This is a genomic window from Maribellus sp. YY47 (assembly GCF_023111095.1).
Lineage (GTDB): Bacteria > Bacteroidota > Bacteroidia > Bacteroidales > Prolixibacteraceae > Draconibacterium.
Genome location: NZ_JALGYW010000021.1, coordinates 36,700 through 62,874, shown reverse-complemented (window position 1 = coordinate 62,874; position 26,175 = coordinate 36,700). Strand labels below are relative to the sequence as shown.

Here is a 26,175-nt window from a genome sequence, read left to right as displayed (position 1 = left end):
CTTTCCAGCAAATTAAGGGTAAAAAAAAGACTGTTCAAAATAAGTTGAACAGTCTTGGAATGTCTTAAAAACGATTTCCATTTAACACTTAGAATCAGAAATCATCCATCTCCCCAAAAATTTCGGTGTAATCATCGAGTTCACCAAAATCCATATAAACCTCTTCTTGTTGGAAATCAGCCTGCTCCTGACGGGTGAGTTCTTGTTCAAGAACCTGCACAGGGGCATCTCCTTGTTTTAAAGTGATAAATGGTTCATTAAGATTTTTTTCCATAATAATACCAGTTAGTTCTATTAAAAATGATCTGTCGTTCAAAAAATCGAAAGTATAAATCAACTGTTGTCCTTCGGTATGCAACAAGTCGTTTAGTTTTGTTTTTTGCATAATGAAGAAGGCAGCGCCATTTATACCGAGATCGAGCATCGATATCTCAACCAGCTTTTTCCATCTTTTGTCGGAGACGAAAAATGATGCCAGTTGGTGCGATTCAAAACCCAGGCTTTTCTGAATAATGGTGTGAAAATCGAAAAACGAGTGTTTTGCATCGAGAGTAACCTCCAGACGGAAGTTTTGGGATTCTTGTGAATTGATTTGAAATTGAAATATCATAACCTTCACGTTGAATTAGATCCAAATTTTACAGATATATTATCAAAATCCAAGAAGAGAATTGCTTTGTTAATAGATAAAATCTATTAATCAAAAGTAGTTGTTCGATTTATTTTCCTTTGTTTCTTCTTTTCAAAAGGTTGGTTTTAAACTCTTTTTCACGATTTTTTAGAGAAAAATAAATCCTGATTTATATCAGAAAAAATGACTCTTTAAAAAATGTTAAAAAAAATTAAGTCCTTTATTTTGTCGAAAAATCGGCTATTGTGTTCGGAAAATTTTGCCTTGGTGCTTGCTTTTTGTAGCAAAAAGATATCATTTCTTCACTCCTCTGAGCATTTGTCTTTTCCCTGGAGGCCCCGGCAGCCGCGCCATTTCGAAGCCACAAGCCGCAAGATTACGCCTGATTTCGCCTTTTGCACTGTAGGTTACGAATAGGGCATCGTGACGGCATGCGTTATAGATTTTTAGAAAAATGTCGTTTTGCCACATGTCGGGCTGTTTCTCGGGACCAAAGGCATCAAAATAAACCACATCTATTTTTAGCGCTTCGTCGAAGTCATACTTTGTGAGGTCTCCATTTATCTTTTGTAATGAAAAATATTCAGAGATCTCTACTTCTTGGTTCCATTCAGCATTGTGCATCTGAAGAAACAACTGAGAGGCTTCTTCCGAAAAGAGGCTTCCGTAGTTGAGTTCGGAAATTTCGCCAGGAGTGACCGGGTATTTTTCAATGCTTACAAACCTTGTTCTTTTTTTTAATTTGTTTGCCTCCAGCGCAGTAACCAGTGCATTTAGGCCGGTGCCAAATCCAACTTCAAAAACCGTTAATGATCGAGCCGGATGGGCGAGATAACCCTGCTGGAGAAAGACATAATTGGATTCGGTGAGCGCTCCGTTTACCGAATGGTATTGTTCGTTCATTTCGGGGATAAACAAAGTTTTTGATCCGTCGGCCGTTTCTATTAATCGTCTTTCCATCTATATTCTAGGTACTTCGGGTTTGATTTATGGCTTAAAAAGCTAAATTTGATGTCCAAAATTAGAAAATATGTTGGTACGCTTGTATAATGAAAATCCAAATCCCCGAGATATTCGAAATATTGTTGACATATTGCGGCAAGGTGGAGTCATCATTTATCCAACTGATACGGTTTACGGAATGGGCTGCGATATTACGAATCAGAAGGCGGTAGAGAAAGTAGCCCGTTTTAAGGGAATTAAAGTGGAGAAAAGCAACTTCTCATTTATTTGCAGCGATTTTAGCCATCTTTCTGATTTTACACGTCCGATTCCAAGTCATATTTTCAAACTCATCAAGAAAAATCTTCCGGGGGCCTTTACATTTATTCTGGAAGCCAATAACAACGTTCCGAAATATTTTAAAGGAAAGAAAAAGACCGTAGGAATTCGAATCCCCGATAATAATATTATTCGGCTGATAGTAGAAGAACTGGGCAACCCGATTATGTCTACTTCGATTTACGATGAAGATGAGATCATCGAATATACAACCGATCCCGAATTGATTTACGAAAAATACCAGGATGTGGTTGATGTGGTGATCGACGGAGGATACGGAGAACTGGTGCCGTCAACCATTGTCGATTGTTCGGGGGACAATGTCGAAATTACAAGAGAAGGCAAAGGAGTTCTCGAGTACTAAAATCATGTTTGTTAGCTGAAATACAAGCTATCCTTTCCAGAACGAAGGAGAGAAAAGTACCAACACTGTAAATAATTCCAACCTCCCCAGTAGCATCAAAAAAGACAAAAACCATTTTCCCAGCGGAGATATGTGGTAGAAATTTTCAGCCGGACCAACGCTTCCCAGTCCTGGCCCGATATTTCCGAGGCTGGTAGCAACGGCTCCCATCGACGATTCCATGTCAGGTTCAATCAATGTGAAGAGTATGGTGCTGACAAAGAAAATTACCATGTACAACATAAAGAATGCAAGCACATTGGTTACTATTTTGGCATCAACCGAATGGCGGTTAAATTTTACCGGAATCACGGCATGTGGATGAACCAGGCGTTTTAACTCGTAATATCCGTTTTTTGCGAGAACTACGATACGCATGATTTTTATACCTCCGCCGGTCGATCCGGCAGAACCTCCAAAGAAAAACAGCGCAAAAATCAGCATGGTCAGGAAGGGCGGCCAAACCAGGTAATCGGCAGTGGCAAATCCGGTAGTTGTAACAATCGAAACGACCTGGAAAAGCGCTTCGCGAAAAGCGTGTTCGAATCCCAGATGATTCGTCAGTAACAAGCCTCCGGTGATAACCGCCGAAAAACACAGGGTGATTAAGCTGTAGTATTTAAATTCTTCATCTTTGATAACCGCCGAAAAACGACCGGTGATTGCCATGTACGACAAGGTGAAATTGGTTCCGGCCACAAACATAAAGAAGGTGATTACATATTGAATAAAAGGCGACGGCCAGTGAGCGATACTGGCTTGTTTGGTTGAAAAGCCTCCCGTTGCCATGGTGGTAAACGAATGGCAAATTGAATCGTAGAAATTCATGCCGCCGATCCACAACAGAATGGTTTCGAGAACGGTGAACAGTATGTAAATGCCCCAAAGTGTTTTCGCTGTTTGTGCGATCCTCGGGCTGATTTTATCGGGAGTTGGCCCGGGGACTTCCGCCATAAATAGCTGCATCCCACCGATTCCGAAAACTGGTAAAATGGCCAGCGAGAGGACGATAATTCCCATTCCTCCCAGCCACTGTGTGATGCTTCTCCAGAACAGAATTCCGTGAGGCAGTGCTTCTATATCATTTAAAATGGAAGAACCGGTGGTTGTAAATCCTGAAATGGTTTCAAAAAATGCGTCGGTGAAACGAGGAATCGAACCACTTAAAATATAAGGGAGGCACCCAAAAAAAGAGAATACCACCCAAACCATCGTTACGATAATAAAACCTTCGCGTTTACCGATGTCTTTTTTCGATTTCCAGTTGCCGGCAGTGATTAGTGCTCCAAGTCCGAGATTAATTCCGGCGGAGATCAGAAAAGCTACGCTGTCGTTTCCGCCATAGATCAATGCGACTACAAGGGTCAAAAGCATCGCCAACCCTTCCACTATCAAGAGTAATCCAAGTACTTTTAAAATGATCTTGAAATTCATTTCGGATTGGTTTTGATCTCTTATTTGAAGAACTTCTCCAGCTTTTTAATTCCCGAGGGCAGGGTAAATACCACCACTTTGTCACCTTCCTGAACCTGAGTGTAGCCGTGAGCGATGTATCCCATGTTTCCCCGAATAACTCCTCCGATTTTAGCTTCGGCAGGGAATCCCAGATCTTTTACTGGTTTCAGGGTGATTTTTGCTCCGGGCTTGGCTATAAATTCAAAAACTTCGGCATCCGAAGCGGTCAGGCATTTTACTTTTGATATCTCAGCGTTCAGCGTAAAGCGGTAAATATAACTGGCAGCAATCAGTTTTTTGTTGATGATGCTACCAATGCCGGTATTATCTGCCAGTTTCATATAGGCAAGGTTTTCAACCTCGGCAACAGTGCGGCGAACCCCCAGTGTTTTAGCCAGGTTACACCCCAGTATGTTTGTTTCAGAATTGCCGGTGGTCGCAACAAATGCGTCCATTTTGTCGATGCCTTCTTCTTTTAGCAGATCCAGGTTTCGTCCGTCTCCATTGATGACCAGGACATTGCTGAAACGATCTGCAATTTCTTCGCATCTTTCCCTGTCGCTTTCAATGATTTTTATCCGGTAATTTTCTCCCAGTTTCTCAACTGCTTTTTGTGCAATTCGGCTTCCGCCCATAAACATGATGTTCTTTACATCAAATTGCTTTTTCCCGGTAATTTCCAGGACGTTGGCCTGCTCCGAAGGAGTTGTTATAAAGAAAACAACATCATCGTTTTGAATCGAGTCGTGTCCGTTGGGAATGATCGTTTCGTTGTCGCGTTTGATGGCAACAACAAGCAGGTGCTGGTGTTCGATGGACAGTTCTTCAAACGTTTTGTTGAGCACCGGGGCATTATCACGAACCTTGATACCCAATAGTAATAATTTACCCCCTGAGAATTCGATCATTTGTCTTGTAACCGTCTGTTTTACAGCTGCTACAATTTCTTTGGCCGCCAGGCTTTCGGGGTAAATCAGCTCGTTAATTCCCATGTCGGCTAACTTGGCGCGGTATTTTTCCTGCAGGTATTCCTGGTTGTTGATACGTGCGATGGTGCGACTCACTCCCAAATACTTGGCCATGGCACAAGCCAAAACGTTTCGTTCTTCAAACGGTGTTACTGCAATAAACAGATCGGCTTTGCCCAGGTCTGTTTTTTTTAGGTCGGAAAAAGAATGTGCCGAGCCGATTACAGTCATCAGGTCAACTTCATTGCTGATTTTGGATAGATTTTCCGGTGAATCATCCAAAAGTACAATATCATGATCTTCTTTCGACAACATCCGTGCAAGATGTGTCCCTACTTCGCCGGCACCGGCAATTACAACTTTCATGGTTTGCTGTCTTTGTAAAAAATTCGCAACAAATTAATGTATTAACTTCTACAATACCATGTAAAAAACTGTTTTTTAATTTTTTACCACTATTAAATTTAACATACTTCTACAGAAAATACAATTTAAGTATTTGAAAGCCAAAGAGAATTTTTTGAAGGTGTGTAATCGTAATTTGTATTCATTTTATTTTATATTTACTCCCATTGGATGCGGTAGGCTCCCGAAGTCGGAAGCGAATGAATATTAAAGTAATTTGCTTTTAAAAAACGTGTAGTTATAATCATGGTATTGCTGTCGTTTTCGTATTCAGTTGGAACGAAAAAGTCATTCACAACAAGAAAGTCGGGTGAAACATTTCCGGCTGTTTTTTTATTCGGGGACTTAATTAAAACGGTTTTTCCGTCAAAACAGATGATGTCATCTTTCATCCAAAACCACTTGTCTTCGTACGATTCGGTTGCCTGTAGATACTTAGGTTGGTGGAGTTTCTTTTTTAAAACGACATTTTGAACCATCTGCCGGGCATAAGTCGAGGAATCGGGAGGCTGCTCCGTTACAATATACGTTTCGCGTCCGTTAATAAATTGAAGCGTGAGGTTGTCGCGGTTGTTGTACACGATTAATTCCTTTTGTTGATGTTGCCTGAATTTTTGTTGGGCCGAAATCAATACAAGTGTCGAGAGGGACAACAGCGAGTATTTCAAGGATTTGATGTGAAGAAATTCAATAAAAGCAAAGCAATAAAGCAGAGCAAGGATCAGTGCTCCCGATTGATAACCATCGAGAGTGGTGCTTATGACGGAATGTGGCAAACTGTCAATCGATTGAAGAAGTTGATATAATCCGCTGATCAGTTCTTTGGTAACGAAAGCGATTGCGGTTGGCAGATAAGGCAACCCGGAGAATAAAAGTAACAGAACGCCCAATATGATTAGTACAAAAACGGCCGGGATGACTACAATATTCGTCAACAGAAAATAGGTGGGAAATTGATGGAAATAATACGATGTGAGTGGAAAAGTAGCGATTTGGGCCGAAATTGAAACCGTGATTAAAATCCATATGTAACGCACCATTTTATTTTTTACCGGCCATAGTTTTTCCAGTTTGGGCTGAAGGAAAACGATTCCAAAAACCGCGGAATAGGAGAGTTGAAATCCTACTTCGAACAGGTTGTTGGGATTAATCAACAGAAGGATGAAGGCCGATGTAGCGAGGGTATTGTAAATATTGGCACGCCGGTTTAGATTGGTGGCAATGCTTACCAGCGAAAACATGGTAGCGGCCCGCATAACCGATGGTGATAACCCGGTTATTATGGCGTAACTCCAAAGCAGTAAAAGGGAAAGCGAGACAAAGATGATTCGTCCTTTTTTGCTTCGTTTCAGAAAGCCCAAAAGCACGACAAACATTCCGAAAATGATTCCTACGTGTAATCCTGAAACGGCTAATACATGCATGGCTCCGGCAGCCGAAAATACCCGTTTGGTTTCCGGATCGAGTCCGCGTTTGTACCCGAGAGTTAGTGCAGAGAGGATAGCGGTTTCGTTTTCGCCTAAATTTTGTTTGCGGTAAAGGTTTAGTAATCTCTCGCGAAGCGTTTCGGCAACGATTGCCGGACTTTTAACCGAGATGTCGGTTGTTGTCCAAAAGTCTTCCGACAGGTAGACTTGCCTGTATATTTTTTGTCGGGCAAGATAGGTTTTGTAGTCGAACTCATGCGGATTCCCGTTGTTGCTAACAGGCTGTGGGGTCTTGGTAAACAAGATAACCGAACCGGGGTTGAGTTGCCGGACCGGCTCTTTCTTCTCAAAATAGGCGATTATCTTTTCGTTGGCTTGGGCAGCAGTGTCTCCGGCAATAAATGTATTAATTCGAAGTACTGTTTTGTAGGAATTGGCTTTTTCTTCCGGTTTTTCGAGCACTACGGCACTAAATGTTCCGTTTTCAGAGAAAGTTGGTGTTCGATTGTTATGCTGATAGAAAAGAATGCCAATCAAAAAGAACAATGCTCCGATTAATGCGCCAACAATTGCTTCCAATGAATACCGATACTTCCGAAGCAACAGAACCACCATTAAATACACAGCAATAGCAAGAAGCGTAATTATCCAAAGGTTAAACTCCAGGATACTCGCAGCAATTATTCCCGTTGCGTACGCAATGGTAATTCTGAGCGTGGGTATTTTTTGAAGCAGCTTTTCCAATTTTTTGCCTGAAGGATATATAACCCCTCAAACGAAAAACTGATGTAAGGGTTACTATTTTACCGGAACTTTTATTCGGTAAGCCGGAATTACTTTGCCCTGACTGATGCTGATTAATTTGCTTTTTAACAGTCGTTTCCGAAGTGGAGAAAGGTAATCGATGAATAATTTTCCTTCCAGGTGGTCGTATTCGTGTTGAATTACCCGTCCTGCAAATCCATTAAAAGTTTCGGAGTGTTCTTCAAAGTTTTCATCAAAATAACGAAGAGTTACTTCATCCGGCCGCGAAACATCTTCCCTGATCTCAGGCAGGCTTAAACATCCTTCATTCATCACCCAGCTTTCTCCTTCGAGATCGAGTATTTCAGGATTAATAAAAACTTTCTGGAAGTTTTCTAATTCCGGTTCTTCGTCGGCAGCAGAACTTGCATCGATCACAAACATTCGAATCGACAGGCCTACCTGAGGAGCAGCCAGACCAACTCCATCAGAATAATACATCGTTTCCCACATGTTTTCGATTACTTCTTTCAGATTCGGGTAATCCTGATCAATTTCTTCTGCACGTTTTCTTAAAATTGGGTCGCCGTATACTGTTACCGGATATTTCATCAGTTAATATTTTATTCTTTGAAACAAGTCGAAATTCAGTTTTCAAGCAAATTATAGATGATCTTTTCACCCGGTCAAATGCTAATCTGGTCCTCAATTTAAACTTGTTTTCTCTTTTATAATAAATTTCTACGTTGCTCTAAATAATTCTGTAAAATGATGGTGGCGCTTATGCCGTCAATCATTTCTTTGTTTTGCCTCTGCTTTTTCTTAAGTCCTCCGTCAATCATGGTTTGAAAAGCCATTTTTGATGTAAAACGCTCGTCGTAAAGCTCTAACCTTATCTCCGGATAGATTTGCTGAAACTTACGGAGAAAAGGATTTATGTAACGAACAGCTTCAGAGGCCTCGTTGTTCATTTGCCGTGGGTAGCCAACTACTACGGTTTCAACTTTTTCTTTCTGGAAGTAATCTTTTAAAAAATCCCAGATGGTGTGTGTGGGGACGGTGGTAAGCCGGGTGGCAATAATTTGCCCCGGATCTGTAACAGCCATTCCTACACGCTTTTTGCCATAGTCGATGGATAAAATTCTTGCCATACTTTTAAAATCGGTGCAAAAGTAGAGAGAATTGATTAGAAAAAAAAGAGCTGCTTAAAAGGTTTGTTTTCAGAGAATTCAGATGAGAATGATTTTTTTGAAATAATTTTTGGCACATGCTTTGTTTTTATGTTTGTAATTACCGGTTTAAATTAGGCGCCAAAAGAGCAATGCAAACAATTAGTTGAATTTTTAAAATAAACGTCATGAAAGCGATAAAATTCAGACTGTTTGCCACGATACTTACTCTGGCGGCAGTTATTACAGCAACAACATTTGAGGCGAACGCACAAAGCAGATCTTCTCAAAACAAAAATGAATCGAAAGATTCGCGACGGAGCACTCAGGATACCCGTAACCGGGTAGAAAAGAAGAGCACGTACAAAGATTACGATAAAGTTCAGCAAAGATCAGTTGATCCGAAATTAAAAAGTACCAGGAGTCAGGGCAATAGCTCTTCTGCAACGAAATCGGCAACAACACAAAGTCGTACGCAATCGAATACTACCCGCAACGCGACAAGCAATGTTAAAAAGCAGGAACCGAATCGTAATGTTAAAAGTTCGGGAAACAGCAGAAGTGTTCAAAATAGCGTACAAAAGTCATCCAATCGGAATGCAAATTCTACTTATCGGCCATCAGGAACGAAAACTAAAAGCGCAGTTCGGAGTCAAGACAATAACGACCGCACTGTTCGGGTAGGAACATCTACCAACGAAGGACGCCGAAATACCGGAAGAACTGTTAGCGCAAACCGAGACTTTTACAGGGTTGACAGGTCAGACCGGAGCTATACTCCAAGCAGCACTTACCGGGGAAGCAGTAATTACTGGAGGGGGAGTGAACGCTCTGAAAGAATGAATTACAACCATAACGACAAAAAGTATTATTCAAACTATAATTACTTTAAGCGTAATCATTGGGACAGAAAATGGGAAAGTTACCGCTGGAATTATGATAGCTGGCGTGATTATTACCGGGGCTACAATCCTCGTTCTTATAGCTATTCAAAATATTATTTCCACCACCCTTATTATGGACACGTTCTTTCAAGATTTGATTACAGACCTGTAGTGTTTGTGCACAATCATCATCAGTATTATTGCTACAACGGACATTTTTTCCGCTACCGTCCGGGAGTTGGATACATTCTGGTTGATTTGCCTTACGGATTTAACTTTCAGTATTTGCCACGCGGACAATACGAAAGGGTGAATATCAACGGCTACGTGTATTTCAGGATTGGAAACCTGTTCTTTGAAGCATCAAATTATGGATATAGCTTAGTGCATTATCCCGAAAGATATTACGCCTACGACGATGGATTTGAGCGTCCCGGCTATTATTACGAAGATATTTATTGGTAACAAGTGATTGCTAAACCTTTGAGATATATTGTTTTTTGTTTAACTGCCCGCAGTTCTGAAGCGGGCAGTTTTTTATGACTAAAAATGAATTCTAATGAAAGAGGAAATGTTTTTAATCCGGAGGAAGCATAATTCAAACCGTTTTTTTGTCTATTTTTAAACAACCAAATGCGATATCAGGTATGTCAACAAAATTAAAAAGAGATCAACTACCCCCAAAGAAGGCGGAGAACTGGAGAAAGAATTTTAATGAGGAATCGAAACTCACCTTTAATCTTAAAGTTCCAAAGATTATCCTGCAAAAGGAAACGTATAAAACGCTGATTGGCGAGAACGAAAACCGGGTGCGCGTGTATCTTGGCCTGGAGCAGGAAAACAACGACGGAAAGTATGAGCTTTGTGCTTATGCTGTATCTGCTTTTTTGTTGGGCAGTGGCGATGTATACGCCGATTATGAAACTCCGGTATTCAAATTGTCGAAGAAGAATGTGAACCTTTCGGATAATAACAAGCTGGTGATTGAAAGCATCAGGTTGTATCGCCGGTGGCGTTCCGGAGAATTGGATCCGGATCACGAGGGAGCGCCGTTCCGCCAATATATTTATCCCAATGCTTACTTGTTGACCAAATTTGAGTTACATGAATTGTTCAACGCACAAAACAGGGCAGAAATACAACTTGAGTTTGGTATTGCCAAAACCATGGATGTAATTATTGGTCCTGTAAAATCATTGGAAAGCGATATCGCTACTGAAAATGACGATGTTTTTAACCACGCTGGTATTTGTCCGCCTTATTGCGACGAAAGAAGCATTTATAACTCATAAACTGACACTTTGAATCTTTTGTATTTCAACTGGACTCCAATTCTTATTCCTTTTGTAATTGGCTTGTTGAGGTATTCCCGAATGGATTTAGCGTTAAAAATTTTGTTTTTTTTTGTGGTGTATGGTACGGCCAACGAAATTTTTGGTCTTTACCTACGGTATGTGTTAGAGGCTAAAAACACGATGCTGCCAGGGAATATTTATTATTTGCTTGAATTTATATTTCTGGGCTATTATTACAGGCAGTTGCTAAAAGACCGGTTTAAACCCCTGATATTCGTGGCAATTGTTTTTGCATTTGTTACGGTAAGCCTCTCTAATCTGGTCGTTTTTAATTCGTGGCATGAATACCCCGCTTTATTGCAAACCATAAGTAAGATTTTCTTTATCGGATTTTGTCTTCTTTATTTTTACAAGGTGATGGACGATGCGAAAATTCAGAACCTTTGGAAAGAACCTACCATATACATCAATGTTGCGATTTTGATTTATTATGCCGGAAATTTGTTTTTTTCGTTAATGTTCAATCTCATTCTTGAATATTCCCGGGCGTTTTCACGATTAACCGTTTTGTATTTTTCGATTCTGAATGCGCTTTTTTATGTGTTGATTGCCATGGGTTTTTGGCAGGTGAATCATGGAAAATCAGGACAGTCTTCTAAAAACGACAAAATCGGTCAATCTGAACAAAAAGTGAATTTTGTTAGCTAAATTAGCGGCTAACCGAATTTTTTTGAGTGGGATCAGGAAACGCAGATATTACCTTGGTTTATTTTTTAGGAACGGTTGGCATGATGATGCTGGCCGGAGGATTGTTTTTCTTTTTCATTTTTTACCAGAAGCGTTTGTTGCAAAAACAGCTGGAACTGAATCGGGTAAAACAAAATCAACAGGAAGAAATACTTAGGAATACGATACAGGCGCAGGAGAATGAACGCCGCCGGATTGCCCAGGATTTGCACGATGAGGTGGGCGCAATGCTTTCGGTAGTAAAACTCAATGTAGGTCGTATTGAACGCCAATCAGTCGATAAGACCCATGTTTTGGCGGGTGAAACTAAAACGTATCTCGATGATGTAATCACCCAGGTTCGAAGGATTTCGCGGGCACTTTTACCTCCCTCGCTGGAGAAACTGGGACTTTATCCGGCCATAGGGGAACTGGCCAGTTGGGTAAACAAATCAGACCAGCTTTATATTGAAGTTGGAAAAACGGGTGAGTCTTTTCGCTTTGATGTGAAAAAAGAATTGGCGGTCTTTAGGGTGGTTCAGGAGTTGATGAACAACGCGATTAAACATGCCGATGCCACTCATTTATCGATACACTTACGATTTACCCATAATACGCTCGCTGTTCTGGTTCGGGATAACGGAAAAGGATTTGATCTGAAGGAAAGAGGTAATTCTGGACTGGGCTTGAAAAACCTGGAAAGTCGTGCTGAGATGGCTGGCGGTAAGCTGAAGTTAAAGTCCAGGATCGGTGACGGAACATCTGCTTTATTGTATTTGAGAAACCATGAATGAAACCAAACTAAGTATTGTAGTAACTGACGATCATAAACTGTTTCGAAAAGGGATGGCCGCTTTGCTTTCCGATTTCGATGCGGTGGGAGAGATCTATGAGGCCGAAAACGGTGCCGAATTGTTGAGCCTGATTGAAAAAATGCCTTCGCCTCCCGATGTGGTTTTGCTCGATGTAAACATGCCGGTTATGGATGGAGTGGAAGCTACCCGTCAACTAAAAATCAAATATCCGTCGGTTCGAATTATCATACTAAGTATGGAAGATGATGTTCAACTGGTGTCTCATTTGGTGGGAGAGGGAGTTAACGGCTATCTGTTAAAAAACGCGGATCCCGACGAGCTGGAGCTGGCTTTGAAGAAGGTAATGAAAAATGATTTTTATTTTTCCGCAAGTCTGACAGCTGCCGTATTAAATACTTCAAAAACGGCGGCGAAAACCAAGTATCAGTTAAGACAGGATGAATTGTCAGAACGCGAAAATCAGGTACTTCAACTGATTTGTGAAGAGCTTACTGCGGCAGAAATTGCGGATCGCTTGTCGTTAAGTCCCCGGACAGTTGAAGGATATAAAAGAACTTTACTGGAGAAAACCGGAGCCAGGAATATGGCAGGATTAGTAATCTTCGCTATGAAAAATAACCTTATTCAGGTTTAAGATTTCACACCTTCATAAAAAGACAAAAGGGGCACCATGTTAGTGCCCCTGTTCGAATCATAACCTTATTTTTTACCATCACGGCTTAGGGAAAATGGGACAGTTACTTGAGAGGGAATGAATGTGTATAAAGTGTGATGGTAAATAAAGAGAGTGATGGTGCATCGTGGGGGAACCAACTCGTGTTGTGAAGGAAATTATACCGTATTTTTTTGTGTTTATCATCTCTCTTTGTCTGACAACACAAATTTCACGAATTTAGTCAGTGGCTGAAAGAGTAATTCTACGTGAATTGCATACGTAGTTCTACGCAAAATCAGTTTTGGAGCAGAGGCGCTTGGAGATTTGGGAAAAAAAAGAGCTGCCCCAAAGAGCAGCTCTCATATTATTGTTCGCTTGAATTATTATTTCAAGTTTGCCTGAGCAGCAGCAACGCGGGCAATTGGCACGCGGTATGGAGAACAACTTACGTAGTCCATTCCAACGCTGTCGCAGAACATTACAGATGAAGGTTCACCACCGTGTTCGCCGCAAATACCAACTTTCAGGTTTGGTTTGGTGCTGCGGCCTTTTTCAACACCCATTTTAACTACCTGTCCAACACCTTCCTGGTCAAGAACCTGGAAAGGATCGTTTTTCAGGATGCCTTTTGCAAGGTAAACAGGCAGGAATTTACCGGCATCGTCACGTGAATATCCGAATGTCATCTGAGTAAGGTCGTTTGTGCCAAATGAGAAGAATTCAGCTACTTCGGCAACTTTATCAGCAGTTACCGCAGCGCGTGGAATTTCGATCATTGTACCCACCATATAATCTACGGTTGCACCTTTTTCTTCGAAAACTTTTTTCGCTGTTGCGTGAATAATGTCAGCCTGCAGTTTCAGCTCTTTTACTGTACCGATCAGCGGAACCATAATTTCAGGACGTGCATCCACACCTTTTTGCTTCAGGTTTACACCAGCTTCGATAATGGCGCGGGCCTGCATCTCAGTAATTTCAGGATAAGTGTTTCCTAAACGACATCCACGGTGACCCAACATCGGGTTAAATTCGTGCAGGTCTTCAACCAATGCTTTCACTTCTTCCACAGTGATTCCCATTTCGTCAGCCATTTCTTTTTGGTTGGCTTCTTCGTGAGGAACAAATTCGTGCAACGGTGGGTCAAGTAAACGGATGGTTACTCCGTATCCTTCCATGGCTTCCAAAATACCCTCGAAGTCTTCGCGTTGGTAAGGCAGTAATTTATCTAAGGCTTTACGACGAGCTTCTTCTGTTTTGGCCAGAATCATTTCGCGCATCGCTTTAATTCTTTCACCTTCAAAGAACATGTGTTCTGTACGGCACAAACCAATACCCTGAGCACCAAAATCGCGTGCAACTTTAGCATCGTTCGGAGTATCGGCATTTGTGCGAACTTTCATCCTGGTGAATTTGTCAGCCAAATCCATGATTTTGCCGAAGTCGCCGCTCATGTCAGGATCCATAGTTGCTACTTTTCCTTCGTAAACTTCTCCGGTAGAGCCATTTAGTGAAATCCAGTCACCTTCGTGGAATTCTTTTCCGTCGATGGTCATTACACGGGTTTTGTAGTTGATCTTTACACTGCCGGCACCTGAAACACAGCACTTACCCATACCACGGGCAACAACAGCAGCGTGTGAAGTCATACCACCACGGGCGGTAAGAATACCTTTTGAAATGTGCATTCCTTCTAGGTCTTCGGGTGAAGTTTCAACACGTACCAAAACCGTTTCAGGATATTTGTTGGCTTCGTCGGCAAAGAAAACAACCTGACCGGTTGCAGCTCCCGGAGAAGCAGGCAAACCTTTCGCCAATACAGTAGCGGTTTTCATTGCGGCAGTATCAAATACCGGGTGAAGAAGTTCGTCCAGTTTTCCTGCATCAATGCGTTTTAATGCAGTTTTTTCATCGATACGACCTTCGTTCAGCATATCAACAGCAATTTTTACCATGGCGGCGCCGGTACGTTTCCCGTTACGGGTTTGCAGCAGCCACAGTTTACCTTCCTGAATCGTGAATTCAAGGTCCTGCATATCGCTATAGTGGTCTTCCAGTTTTTGCTGGGTTTCGTTTAACTGTCTGTAAAGATCAGGCATTGCTTCTTCCAGTGAAGGGTATTTTGAAGCTCTGTCTTCTTCGCTAACGCCTTGAAGTTTTGCCCATCTTCTTGATCCTTCAATGGTGATTTCCTGTGGAGTACGGATCCCGGCAACCACATCTTCTCCCTGAGCGTTGATCAGGTATTCACCGTTGAATACATCTTCACCGGTGGCGGCATCACGCGTAAAAGCAACACCTGTTGCCGAAGATTCACCCATGTTTCCGAATACCATGGCCTGAACGTTTACTGCTGTTCCCCACTCATCAGGAATTTGTTCCAGACGACGGTAAAGGATAGCACGATCGTTGTTCCAGCTATTGAAAACAGCAGCAACAGCGCCCCAGAGTTGTTCCCACGGATCGGTTGGGAAATCTTTGCCGGTAACTTTTTTTACCGCAGTTTTAAAACGGCTTACCAATTCTTTTAAATCGTCGGTAGAGAATTCAGTATCAAGTGTGATTCCTTTTTCTTCTTTCAACCCTTCGATGATTTCTTCAAAAGGATCAATTTCTTCTTTACTTGCCGGTTTCATTTCCATTACAACGTCGCCATACATTTGTACAAAACGACGGTATGAATCCCATGCAAAACGCGAGTTTCCTGATTTTGCAGCAATGGCTTCAACAGCCACATCATTCATCCCCAGGTTAAGAACAGTGTCCATCATACCGGGCATTGATGCTCTGGCTCCAGAGCGAACAGAAACAAGACAAGGATTTGTTTTATCGCCAAATTTGGTATCGGTAAGTTCCTCTACCAGGGCAACCGCTGCTTCAACCTCTGGTTTAATCAGGTTGAATGTAGCTTCCTGTCCTTGTTCGTTGTACATGGTACAAACTTCGGTTGTAATGGTGAAACCCGGAGGAACAGGAACGCCAATCAGGTTCATTTCAGCAAGGTTTGCGCCTTTCCCTCCCAGGAGGTTTTTCATGTCAGCCTTACCTTCTGCTTTTCCAGCTCCAAAGGTATATACATGTTTTGCCATAAAAGTACTTTTTAGTTATAATATTTAGTATTAGAATCGTTCTGGAAAACGGGTTGCTAAAGTAATTTTATTTTTTAGAAATTGAAAGTTTTTGGATACTTAAGTTGCTGTTTTTAAGCTCGGAATAAACTTGTATGAAAATAGTGTAATAGTTGAATATGAAAGCTTTGTTGCATGCATTTTGAGCAATAGTTTTCACGCTTGTGGTGTAAGTGTCTTTTAGTCTTAACATTCTTTAACTTACGTTGATACGAGTTAACTATTTTCCACCGTACATTTGTAATAAGAAATTTGAATAGTTTTAGTGTTTTTTCATAGAGAATAGATTTGGTTAGGTTAGGAAACAGAGGTAATTGCGATTATCTCTGTTTTTTTATGCCCAAACTGCCATATTTTCTTCCCGATTCTCATTTTTTCTGAAATTTTTTCCAGTTTTTAATTCTTAGCCCGACATTCTGTCTCTCAGATGTTTATGGCTTGTGTTTTGCAGGTTGGGTGAAGTTAATTTTATAAGCAATACTGCCATGAATTTGAATAATTTTACCATAAAATCACAGGAAGCCATCCAGCAGGCATTCCAAATTGCACAGGGGAATAATCAACAAGCCATTGAAACCGGCCACCTGATGCGGGGACTGTTGCATTCGGCTGAAAATGTGACTGAGTTTCTGTTGAAAAAACTGGGAGTAAACACCGGGATTTTTCAGCAGGCATTAAATAAAATCGTTGAATCGTACCCAAAAGTTTCAGGAGGCGAACAATATCTTTCTCCGGGCGCTAACCAGGCCTTGCAAAAAGCATTGGGACTGGCGCAGGAAATGGGCGACCAATATGTTTCGGTAGAGCATATTTTGCTGGGATTGCTTGAAGTTAAAGATGCGGTGAGCAGCCTGATGAAGGACACTGGAATTACCGCGAAAGACTTAAAACTAGCGATCGAAGAATTACGGAAAGGATCGAAAGTGGATAGCCAGACCGCGGAAGACAAGTTTAACTCGCTGAACCGGTTTGCCATTAATTTGAACGAAAGAGCCCGTTCCGGGAAACTAGATCCCGTAATTGGGCGGGATGATGAGATTCGAAGAATTCTGCAGATTCTTTCGCGGCGCACAAAAAACAATCCTATTCTTTTGGGTGAACCCGGAACCGGAAAAACCGCCATCGCCGAAGGATTGGCGCACCGGATTGTGCGGGGCGATGTTCCTGAAAACCTCAAATCGAAACAGGTGTATTCGCTGGATATGGGGGCTTTGATTGCCGGGGCAAAATACAAAGGTGAATTCGAAGAACGATTAAAAGCTGTTGTAAACGAGGTGGTTCAGTCGAACGATGAGGTGATTCTGTTTATCGATGAAATTCACACCCTGGTAGGTGCCGGGAAGAGTGAGGGAGCCATGGATGCTGCCAATATTTTGAAGCCTGCATTGGCCAGAGGTGAATTGCGGGCAATCGGCGCGACGACCCTAAGCGAGTATCAGAAATACTTTGAGAAAGACAAAGCCTTGGAGCGTCGTTTCCAGATTGTTCATGTGGACGAGCCAGACACCCTTAGCGCCATTTCCATACTCCGGGGAATCAAGGAGAAGTATGAAAATCACCACAAGGTGAGGATCAAAGACGATGCGATTATAGCTTCGGTGGAGTTGTCGCAGCGCTATATTTCTGACCGTTTTTTGCCGGATAAAGCCATCGACCTGATGGACGAAGCCGCTGCGAAACTGCGGTTGGAAATGGATTCGGTTCCCGAAGAACTGGATGAAATTGAACGCCGGGTAAAACAGCTCGAAATTGAGAGGGAAGCCATCAAGCGTGAAAACGATAAGAAAAAACTGGAGGGTTTAAACGAGGAAATTTCGAATCTGAAGGAAGAACAATCGAGATTGAGAGCCAAATGGCAATCAGAAAAATCGGTAGTTGAAGCCATTCAGCAAAAGAAAGAAGAGATTGAAACCTATAAGTTTGAAGCCGAGCAGGCCGAACGTCAGGGCGATTACGGGCGAGTGGCCGAATTGCGTTACGGTAAGGTGAAGGAAGCTGAGACTGCGATCGAGAAATTGCAGGCAGAATTCAACGAAATGAAAAAAGGCGAAAGTCTGATTAAAGAGGAAGTAGATAGCGAAGATATCGCTGAAGTTGTAGCTCGTTGGACCGGAATCCCGGTGTCAAAAATGTTGCAAAGCGAACGCGAGAAACTGCTTCACATGGAAGAAGAATTGCACAAACGGGTAGTGGGGCAGCACGAAGCAATTACTGCCATTTCGGATGCTGTTCGACGCAGCCGTGCAGGTCTGCAGGACGAAAAACGCCCGATTGGTTCGTTTATTTTCCTGGGAACCACAGGTGTTGGGAAAACTGAGTTGGCGCGGGCCCTGGCAGAGTACCTGTTTAACGACGAGAATATGATGACGCGTATCGACATGTCGGAATACCAGGAAAAATTCTCGGTAACGCGTTTAATTGGTTCGCCTCCCGGGTATGTTGGTTACGACGAAGGCGGACAACTTACCGAAGCGGTGCGGCATAAACCTTATTCGGTGGTTCTTTTCGATGAGATAGAAAAAGCGCATCCCGATGTTTTTAATGTGTTGCTGCAGGTGCTCGACGACGGGCGTTTGACGGACAACAAAGGACGCACAGTGAATTTCAAGAATACGATCATTATAATGACTTCCAACCTGGGGTCTCATATTATTCAGGAAAATTATGAAAAAATGAGTGCTGCCAATCAGGAAGAAGTTCTGGAACGAACTCAGAACCAGTTGATGGAATTGTTACGCAAAACCATTCGGCCCGAGTTTTTGAACCGTATCGATGAAACGATTGTGTTTACACCCTTGTCAAAAGCTGATATTCATGAAATTGTAAAACTTCAGTTTAAACAGGTGGTGAAACGTTTGTCGGGCGTTGATTTGAAAATTGAGATTACCGATGCCGCGATCGATCTCTTGTCGAACGTAGGTTACGATCCGCACTTTGGTGCACGGCCCGTTAAACGTGTTTTGCAGAAATTTGTATTGAACGAACTGTCGAAACGGATTCTTGGCGGCCAGGTAGAAAAGGAAAAACCGATTGTGGTGGATGCCGAAAACGGTCAGTTGGCGTTCAAAAACTAAAAGCGTCAGTTTGCCGGATATTTTTTGGGATAATAATATTTGGCAAAAATCAGGTACGCAGCCATGATAGTGTTTACCATGTAGTTGAAATAGAGTGGGAAATGGGCAATGCCTGTTTCCCAATCTCCCAAAACAATGTAGATAAAGGTCAGAATTTCACCCAAAAACCACATCCAAAGAAACATAGCGCTGAGGTCTTTTACACTTTTACTTCGGAAGGTTTTTACCACCTGCGGAAATCCACAGATGGCAAACAAAATATTACCGATCCAGCCAATGGTTTCATTGATCATGCAAGAAAAGTTATAGCGAGTTTTTTAATTCGTGAAGTTCCGGAATAGCAGCCTCCAGGTCGGAAATGGCTTTTTTAACCAACTCCGGAAGGGTGTCAAGTTCATTTGCTTCGGCCAGTAACTGAACCTGTTTCAAACGAACGCCGGTATCTTCCATGCCAAAGGTCAAAGCCGACGATTTTGCAGTATGTGCCTCACGTGCCAGTAATTGCCAGTTTTTTTCTTCAAGGGCAGTTGTCATTTTATCAATAAAATCAGGAATTTGATTCAGGAAAATATCGATGATTTCAATATAAAATTCGGTATCTCCTGCAGCTAATTCTTCAATTCTGCTGGTGTTAATGTGTTGAAAATGTTGGTTCATTGTGTTTATTTACTGCAAATTTGCAAAATATTGACAGAATTCGAAGAGATTGAATGATAAATTTCATGGTAGTATATGCTTTGAATTCATAGTTTTGCGCTTTATATCGATACGAATAAAAACAGAATGAAAACAACAGCATTTAATAAGATACACAAGAGCGTTGGTGCAAAATTGGTAGAGTTTGCCGGTTACGAAATGCCCATCGAGTACAGTGGTATTAAAGACGAACACATGACCGTGCGTGAAGCAGTCGGTGTATTTGATGTTTCGCATATGGGTGAATTTTGGGTAAAAGGCCCAAAGGCGCTCGACCTGATTGCTTACATAACATCTAACGATCCACGCGTTTTAACACCCGGACAGGCACAGTACAGTTGCTTCCCCAATGGGAAAGGTGGTATTGTCGACGATTTGCTGGTGTATTTTTACGAGCCTGAAAAATACATGCTGGTTGTAAATGCTGCAAATATTGAGAAAGACTGGAATTGGGTGGTTCAGCAAAATAAAAACATTGGTGCTGAAATTGAAAACGCTTCGGATAATATCAGTCAACTGGCCATTCAGGGACCCAAAGCAACGGCAACGCTGCAGAAACTCACCGATATTAATTTGTCGGATATTCGTTTTTACACTTTTGTTACCGGTAAAATTGCCGGTGTTGAAGATGTAATTATTTCAGCAACCGGATATACCGGAGCAGGTGGTTTTGAGCTTTACTTCAGAAACGAAGTGGCCGAGCAGGTATGGAACGCCATTTTTGAAGCCGGTGAGGAATTCGGAATTAAACCCATCGGACTGGGAGCGCGCGATACATTGCGTCTAGAAATGGGGTACTGCCTCTACGGGAATGATATTGACGATACAACTTCGCCTATCGAAGCCGGTTTGGGTTGGATCACTAAATTTAATAACGGACGCCAGTTTATCGACCGCGATTTGCTGACCATGCAAAAGACCGAAGGAGTTTCACGCCGTTTAAGAGGTTTCGTACTGACCGACCGCGGAATCCCGCGTCACGGTTACGAGCTGGTAAACGCCGAGGGAGAGGTGATTGGTGAAGTAACTTCAGGAACAATGTCGCCGGTGCTCAATAAAGGTATCGGAATGGGCTACGTTGCAAAAGAATATTCGGCATTTGGAACCGAAGTTTTTGTAAAGATCCGGAATAAAAATATCCCGGCAGAAATTGTCAAGTTGCCTTTTATCTAATCAATAAGAACAAATCGAATACAGTAAGCCGCTTTTTATAGCGGCTTTTTTTGTGTCCTTCCACTTGAAGTTACTTTTCTTTTCGGTTGAGAATTTTTTTTGCGGTGTGGAATTCAGTTTTCATGTTAAGAATGGATTTGTAGCACCCTGAGTTTAGACGAATTGGGTATTTTGTTACGTAGCGCAAATTGAAAAAATCTTGAACAGGGATACTGAAGGGTAGGGGTTTTTGGCGTAATTTTACAGGAGAGATAAGGAGTGTAAGTCGTTCATTTTAAAATTAAAAGCCATGTCTAAATTTCATGAAATATTGAAGAATGTGAAAAAATCTCCCAAGAAGAGTGCGAAAGAGAAGAGGGCTGAGAAGAAAGAAAAGAGAGCGATGAAAAATGAAGCTGTTAATCTTAAGAAAGTTTTTGAAGAGAAAGAAAAGTAAATGCTTGCAATTGAATTGCAGAATCCCCAGAATCCGATAACCCAATTATCGTTTAAAGTATATTGTTTTTGCAATCCGGATGATTGCTTGAGGAGGCAAGAAAGGTCAGCAGCAGATTTTACAGAAATTGGTAAATTATGTTTAATCTATTGGAGTGGGAGATCTCCGCACTTTAAATTCTTTTTAAATTAAATGAAAAAAAATATTTATCGGCGGGCATTTCTGCTTTCTTGATCAGAATCCGATATTTTTGTATAAATAAATGGCTGAAAGCGAAAAAGTTAAATGGATAACGACAGCGAAAATGACATTCGTCAGCCTTATCTGTGTTGTATATCAATGTTTTAAAACTCATAAAAATAAAAAGAAACTTGATTTTTCTCATCTGAAAAATTTCTGTGATTCATGAACTTTGGAGAATGGGTGTTTTAACAGTGAGGAAATGAATTATTCACCTTAATTGATTGTATTTATGAAGAAGCACAATTTTTATGCAGGACCTTCTATTCTGCCGGAATTTACAAAAGAAAAAACTGCCGAAGCGGTAGTTAACTTTGCCGGAACAGGACTTTCGGTAATGGAGGTTTCACATCGCAGCAAGGAATTTGTAGCCGTAATGGACGAAGCGGTAGCGCTGGTAAAAGAACTGTTAAAAGTTCCGGAAGGTTACTCGGTGCTTTTCTTACAAGGCGGCGCCAGTCTCCAGTTTTTGATGGCTCCTTACAATCTGATGGGGGCAAAAGCTGCTTATCTGAACACCGGTGTGTGGTCGAAAAAGGCGATGAAAGAAGCCAAATTTTTTGGTGAAGTAGTAGAAGTTGCTTCTTCAGGTGATGCCAATTTCAATTATGTTCCAAAACAGTTTGATACACCGGCCGATGCAAGTTACCTGCACTACACCAGCAACAACACTATTTTCGGAACAAAAGTAGATGCTCCGGAAGTAAATATACCGTTGATCGCTGATATGTCGTCAGATATTTTCTCTCGCCCGGTTGATGTGGCCAAACACGATCTTATTTATGCCGGAGCCCAGAAAAACCTTGGACCATCAGGCGCTACGCTGGTGATTGTAAAAGATGAAGCGCTGGGTAAAGTAGACCGCCCGATTCCAACCATGTTGGATTACCGTATCCATATTCAAAACGAATCGATGTTTAATACTCCTTCTACTTTGCCTGTGTTCGCCTGTTTGCAGACGTTGCGCTGGTTAAAAGAGCAGGGCGGTGTTGAAGCCATCGAGAAAGTAAACATCGAAAAAGCTGCTTTACTTTACGATGAAATCGACCGTAATAAATTGTTCCAGGCAACCGCTGTCAAGGAAGACCGTTCGCTGATGAATGTAACTTTTGTAATGACTCCTGAGTTTGTTGAACTGGAAAAAGAATTCAACGATTTTGCAGTTTCCCGTGGAATGATCGGACTGAAAGGGCACCGTTCGGTGGGCGGTTTCAGGGCGTCGATTTACAATGCGATGCCGGTCGACAGTGTTCAGGCACTGGTTGACACGATGCAGGAATTTGAAAAAATGCATTGATAAAATAAAAGGGAATGCAGGATCAACATCCTGCATTTCTTTTACAGACAGCTTTCAAGTTGCTGTCGCGAACCTAAATTTTATGAGTTATGACTAAAGTATTAATTGCTACTACCAAACCATTTGCGCCGGTTGCAGTGCAGCAGATCACTGATATTCTGAAAACAGCCGGTTACGGAGTAAAATTACTGGAGAAATATACGGACAAGCAGGATTTGCTGGAAGCCGTTTCTGACGTCGATGCTGCCATTATTCGCAGCGATGTTTTCGACAGGGAAGTGCTTGAAGCAGGTAAAAACCTGAAAATTGTAGTCCGTGCAGGCGCCGGATACGACAATGTGGATTTGCAGGCCGCTACCGAAAACAACCAGGTGGTGATGAATACGCCCGGGCAAAATGCTAATGCAGTAGCCGAACTTGCGATTGGTTTGGCGATCCTGGGACTCCGCGAGATGTTCTCCGGGAAACCCGGCGGAGAAATGAGAGGCCGCACATTGGGCTTGCACGGTTTTGGTTTTGTGGCGCGTAACGTATTTCGCATCGCCCGGGCTTTGGGTATGGAAGTGATTGTTTATACGCGGTACAGTAAAACTGCTGCTGCCGCCATTGGTTTAAAAGTTACCCATTCGCTGGAAGAACTCTACGAGAAGAGCGATGTGGTATCCATTCATGTCCCTGCGCGAGGCGAACATCTTAAATCGGTGAGTTACGAGGTAATGCAGCACTTAAAAGACGGAAGTGTTATTGTGAATACAGCCCGAAAAGAGGTGGTGAATGAGGACGACCTGGTAAAAATTATGGAAGAGAAGCCGGGTATTAAATACATGTCGGATATAACTCCTGATTGTGCTGTAACATTTGAAGAAAAATTCAAGGGGCGTTATTTCTTTACTCCTAAGAAAGCGGGAGCCCAAACTGCCGAAGCTAATCTGAATGCCGGAGTTGCCGCTGCCGAGCAGATTGTCGCGTTTTTTGAAAAAGGAGATAAAACATATCAGGTGAATAAATAAAACCGGAGCCGGGTGTGCAGGAAATTCATTCTTGCGTTAAATACTTTCAAATAATCAGTATAACAATGATTTCTGTTTGTAAATAGATTATTTTTGCCCGTCTTACTGAAGAAACATAAATTATCATGGCAATTATTAAACCATTTAAAGGGCTTCGTCCCCCTCAAAGTATTGTTGAAGAATTGGCTTGTCTTCCTTACGATGTAATGAATTCGGAAGAAGCTGCACAAATGGCAGAAGGTAAAGAAAAGTCGCTGTTGCGCATCACCAAGGCCGAAATCGAATGTCCGGGCGTGGACGATATTCACTCCGACACCGTTTACAACAAAGCGGTCGACAACTACAATGCGTTTCAGGAGAAAAGCTGGCTGGTTCAGGATGAAGAGGCTAAATACTACATTTATGCACAAACCATGAACGGCGTAACGCAATACGGTATTGTGGGAGGCGCTGCCTGTGCCGATTACGAAAACGGAATCATTAAAAAGCATGAGCTGACCCGTCCTGAAAAGGAAGAAGACCGCATGGTGCTGACCCGTTACCTGAATGCCAACATCGAACCGGTTTTCTTTGCCTATAAAGCCGTTCCCGAGATCGACGCGATCGTGGAAAAGATTGTAGCTGAACAAAAACCGGTATACGATTTTACTGCTGAAGACGGTTTCGGACATCATTTTTGGACCATTGACGACGCTGAAATAAATCAAAAACTGGAGCAGCTTTTTGCAGAAAAAGTGCCGTTTACTTATGTTGCCGACGGACACCACCGCACAGCGGCAGCAGCTCGTATCGGAATGGAAAAAACGGATCAGAATCCAAATCACAGCGGCGACGAGGAATACAACTTTTTTATGGCGGTTCATTTCCCCGACAATCAGTTGCAGATTATTGATTACAACCGCTTGGTTACCGACCTGAATGGTTTATCCGATATCGATTTTCTGGCAGCACTTTCCGAAGGTTTTAATGTGGAGAACATGGGGCCTGAGATTTATAAACCCGCAGGTTTGCACGAGTTCAGCCTGTATCTTTCAGGAAACTGGTACAAACTCACCGCCAAAGAAGGTACGTATGATGATACGGATCCGATCGGTATTCTCGACGTTACCATTCTTTCGAATCAGGTGCTCAGTCCGATCCTGGATATAAAGGACCTGCGTACTTCAAAACGTATCGATTTTGTAGGCGGAATTCGTGGACTGGGCGAATTGAAACGCCGGGTTGATTCAGGTGAAATGAAAGCCGCTTTTGCTTTGTATCCGGTTTCAATGCAGCAGTTGATCAATATTGCCGACAGCGGAAACATTATGCCGCCCAAAACTACCTGGTTCGAGCCAAAACTAAGATCAGGTTTGGTGATTCATAAATTGGATTAATTAAGTTCTGATATAAAGAAAAAGTCCCGGTCCGTCAACTGACAAACCGGGACTTTTTTATGTTGGATTATTGAATTACTTCGAGGCTATCTTTCTCAGGAACTGAGCGGTTTCAGCCGGCATATCTTTGGGTACAAAAGTTATTTTCTCGGGACTGACGCCAAACAATTGGCTAAACCAAACACAACCGGCCAGGTAACAGCCGTTTGGGCTGGCATGGTATCGGTCGCTTGGGCTCCAAAGATCAACATCTCCGTTCTTTTTATGCGCCAGATAAAAAGCATCTCCAGACTCCAGTCTCGTTGCATCGTACCTTTTTGCAAGTGTTTTGTAGTTTTTATTCAACTTTTTATACATTTCCTTAAAAGAAATATCGTATTCCTCCAGCCGTTTGCAATCCGGTGCGTAGGGCCATGTTTGGTGAATGTAAACCCGGGAATGCGGAGCATATTTTTTTACATAGTCCACAATCTTGTCAGCGTATGGTTGATAGGTTTCTTTCCTGAAACTATTTCCGCTAACCTGTTGGATCGTAACCACGTCCCAGTTGTTGCTTTGCAGTAATTCTTTCAGCGACTTTCCATTGTAAGGTTTGGTTGATGGGTCTTGTTCGCTTTTTTCAATCAGTCCGGCGTGTCTGTCAAGCGAGCATCCTCCCAGGTTTGCTTTTTGAATCAGTATGTTGCATCCTTCCACCGATTGGGTGATTTCACTCAGAAAGTGACAGGCATTGTCGGCAAAGCTATTGCCGATGGTTAAAACTTTTAAAGTATCCGATACACTTTTGTTGTTTATTGTCAGCGCCAGAGAAGGTTTTACGGAAAATGCAAAAGCGCTGAAAAAGATAAGCAGGACTAGCGATTTTATCTGTCTCATCATAACGGGAATAA

At 42.2% G+C, this 26,175-nt stretch carries 23 protein-coding genes; 12 read left to right on the top strand and 11 right to left on the bottom strand.

The annotated features are described in order from the left end of the window. Positions 1-94 precede the first annotated feature (94 nt). Together MR764_RS16100 and mnmD are read right to left on the bottom strand one after the other, a co-directional pair. Positions 95-610: a plasmid pRiA4b ORF-3 family protein gene (locus MR764_RS16100; protein ID WP_247980472.1), complete on the bottom strand. Its 516-nt coding sequence runs from the start codon at positions 608-610 to the stop codon at positions 95-97. 315 nt (positions 611-925) lie between these two features. Next, the gene (mnmD, locus tag MR764_RS16095) at positions 926-1,591 is read right to left on the bottom strand and encodes a tRNA (5-methylaminomethyl-2-thiouridine)(34)-methyltransferase MnmD (protein ID WP_247980471.1); all 666 of its coding nucleotides are present in this window, start codon (positions 1,589-1,591) and stop codon (positions 926-928) included. Positions 1,592-1,661: 70 nt separating this feature from the next. Here mnmD and MR764_RS16090 point away from each other — a divergent pair, with 70 nt between their 5' ends. After that, positions 1,662-2,276 carry an L-threonylcarbamoyladenylate synthase gene (locus tag MR764_RS16090; RefSeq protein WP_247980470.1) on the top strand — a complete coding sequence of 205 codons (615 nt, stop codon included), beginning with the start codon at positions 1,662-1,664 and terminating at the stop codon, positions 2,274-2,276. Between the two features lie 27 nt (positions 2,277-2,303). Here MR764_RS16090 and MR764_RS16085 read toward each other — a convergent pair whose 3' ends face one another. From MR764_RS16085 to ruvX, 5 genes are all read right to left on the bottom strand, one after another. After that, complete coding sequence (locus tag MR764_RS16085) at positions 2,304-3,749, bottom strand: potassium transporter TrkG (RefSeq protein WP_247980469.1); 1,446 nt, start codon at positions 3,747-3,749, stop codon at positions 2,304-2,306. Positions 3,750-3,769: 20 nt separating this feature from the next. Continuing rightward, positions 3,770-5,104, bottom strand: coding sequence for a Trk system potassium transporter TrkA (trkA, locus tag MR764_RS16080; protein ID WP_247980468.1), 1,335 nt, complete (start codon positions 5,102-5,104; stop codon positions 3,770-3,772). Between the two features lie 197 nt (positions 5,105-5,301). Next, positions 5,302-7,314 (bottom strand): ComEC/Rec2 family competence protein, encoded by a 2,013-nt coding sequence (locus tag MR764_RS16075; RefSeq protein WP_247980467.1) that lies wholly within the window; start codon positions 7,312-7,314, stop codon positions 5,302-5,304. A gap of 54 nt (positions 7,315-7,368) precedes the next feature. Beyond that, the gene (gene def / locus MR764_RS16070) at positions 7,369-7,926 is read right to left on the bottom strand and encodes a peptide deformylase (RefSeq protein ID WP_247980466.1); all 558 of its coding nucleotides are present in this window, start codon (positions 7,924-7,926) and stop codon (positions 7,369-7,371) included. Between the two features lie 116 nt (positions 7,927-8,042). After that, positions 8,043-8,465, bottom strand: coding sequence for a Holliday junction resolvase RuvX (gene ruvX, locus MR764_RS16065; protein ID WP_247980465.1), 423 nt, complete (start codon positions 8,463-8,465; stop codon positions 8,043-8,045). 206 nt (positions 8,466-8,671) lie between these two features. Here ruvX and MR764_RS16060 point away from each other — a divergent pair, with 206 nt between their 5' ends. The 5 genes from MR764_RS16060 to MR764_RS16040 all read left to right on the top strand — a co-directional run bounded on the left by MR764_RS16060 (position 8,672) and on the right by MR764_RS16040 (position 12,837). After that, positions 8,672-9,832 (top strand): hypothetical protein, encoded by a 1,161-nt coding sequence (locus MR764_RS16060; RefSeq protein WP_247980464.1) that lies wholly within the window; start codon positions 8,672-8,674, stop codon positions 9,830-9,832. Between the two features lie 182 nt (positions 9,833-10,014). Continuing rightward, the gene (locus MR764_RS16055; protein ID WP_247980463.1) at positions 10,015-10,659 is read left to right on the top strand and encodes a hypothetical protein; all 645 of its coding nucleotides are present in this window, start codon (positions 10,015-10,017) and stop codon (positions 10,657-10,659) included. Between the two features lie 9 nt (positions 10,660-10,668). Next, on the top strand, positions 10,669-11,370 hold the full coding sequence (locus MR764_RS16050; RefSeq protein WP_247980462.1) for a hypothetical protein: 702 nt from the start codon (positions 10,669-10,671) through the stop codon (positions 11,368-11,370). A gap of 26 nt (positions 11,371-11,396) precedes the next feature. After that, positions 11,397-12,182 (top strand): sensor histidine kinase, encoded by a 786-nt coding sequence (locus MR764_RS16045; RefSeq protein ID WP_247980461.1) that lies wholly within the window; start codon positions 11,397-11,399, stop codon positions 12,180-12,182. Beyond that, a complete protein-coding gene (locus MR764_RS16040; RefSeq protein ID WP_247980460.1) occupies positions 12,175-12,837 on the top strand; it encodes a response regulator transcription factor in 663 nt (220 codons plus the stop codon). The genes MR764_RS16045 and MR764_RS16040 overlap by 8 nt, the downstream gene beginning before the upstream one ends. Positions 12,838-13,241: 404 nt before the next feature. On the opposite strand, the gene ppdK is transcribed toward MR764_RS16040, so the two are convergent. After that, positions 13,242-15,944 (bottom strand): pyruvate, phosphate dikinase, encoded by a 2,703-nt coding sequence (ppdK, locus tag MR764_RS16035; RefSeq protein WP_247980459.1) that lies wholly within the window; start codon positions 15,942-15,944, stop codon positions 13,242-13,244. Positions 15,945-16,468: 524 nt separating this feature from the next. On the opposite strand from ppdK, the gene clpB reads away from it, so the two are divergent. Next, positions 16,469-19,057, top strand: a complete 2,589-nt coding sequence (gene clpB / locus MR764_RS16030) for an ATP-dependent chaperone ClpB (RefSeq protein ID WP_247980458.1) — start codon at positions 16,469-16,471, stop codon at positions 19,055-19,057. A 5-nt stretch (positions 19,058-19,062) separates the two neighbouring features. Here clpB and MR764_RS16025 read toward each other — a convergent pair whose 3' ends face one another. Together MR764_RS16025 and MR764_RS16020 are read right to left on the bottom strand one after the other, a co-directional pair. Continuing rightward, complete coding sequence (locus tag MR764_RS16025; RefSeq protein WP_247980457.1) at positions 19,063-19,350, bottom strand: PQ-loop repeat-containing protein; 288 nt, start codon at positions 19,348-19,350, stop codon at positions 19,063-19,065. A 10-nt stretch (positions 19,351-19,360) separates the two neighbouring features. Then, complete coding sequence (locus MR764_RS16020) at positions 19,361-19,714, bottom strand: Hpt domain-containing protein (RefSeq protein WP_247980456.1); 354 nt, start codon at positions 19,712-19,714, stop codon at positions 19,361-19,363. Positions 19,715-19,840: 126 nt separating this feature from the next. Between MR764_RS16020 and gcvT the strand changes: the two genes are divergently transcribed. The 5 genes from gcvT (at position 19,841) to MR764_RS15995 (ending at position 25,285) form a co-directional block, all read left to right on the top strand. Further along, positions 19,841-20,926, top strand: a complete 1,086-nt coding sequence (gene gcvT / locus MR764_RS16015; RefSeq protein ID WP_247980455.1) for a glycine cleavage system aminomethyltransferase GcvT — start codon at positions 19,841-19,843, stop codon at positions 20,924-20,926. 289 nt (positions 20,927-21,215) lie between these two features. Beyond that, positions 21,216-21,362: a hypothetical protein gene (locus MR764_RS16010; RefSeq protein ID WP_247980454.1), complete on the top strand. Its 147-nt coding sequence runs from the start codon at positions 21,216-21,218 to the stop codon at positions 21,360-21,362. Between the two features lie 472 nt (positions 21,363-21,834). Next, positions 21,835-22,899, top strand: a complete 1,065-nt coding sequence (serC, locus tag MR764_RS16005; protein ID WP_247980453.1) for a 3-phosphoserine/phosphohydroxythreonine transaminase — start codon at positions 21,835-21,837, stop codon at positions 22,897-22,899. Between the two features lie 89 nt (positions 22,900-22,988). Beyond that, positions 22,989-23,909, top strand: coding sequence for an NAD(P)-dependent oxidoreductase (locus MR764_RS16000; protein WP_247980452.1), 921 nt, complete (start codon positions 22,989-22,991; stop codon positions 23,907-23,909). Between the two features lie 125 nt (positions 23,910-24,034). Next, positions 24,035-25,285: a DUF1015 family protein gene (locus MR764_RS15995; RefSeq protein ID WP_247980451.1), complete on the top strand. Its 1,251-nt coding sequence runs from the start codon at positions 24,035-24,037 to the stop codon at positions 25,283-25,285. A 75-nt stretch (positions 25,286-25,360) separates the two neighbouring features. Here the strand turns inward: MR764_RS15995 and MR764_RS15990 are convergent, their stop codons facing one another. Continuing rightward, the gene (locus tag MR764_RS15990; protein WP_247980450.1) at positions 25,361-26,164 is read right to left on the bottom strand and encodes a DUF4886 domain-containing protein; all 804 of its coding nucleotides are present in this window, start codon (positions 26,162-26,164) and stop codon (positions 25,361-25,363) included. Positions 26,165-26,175 lie beyond the last annotated feature (11 nt).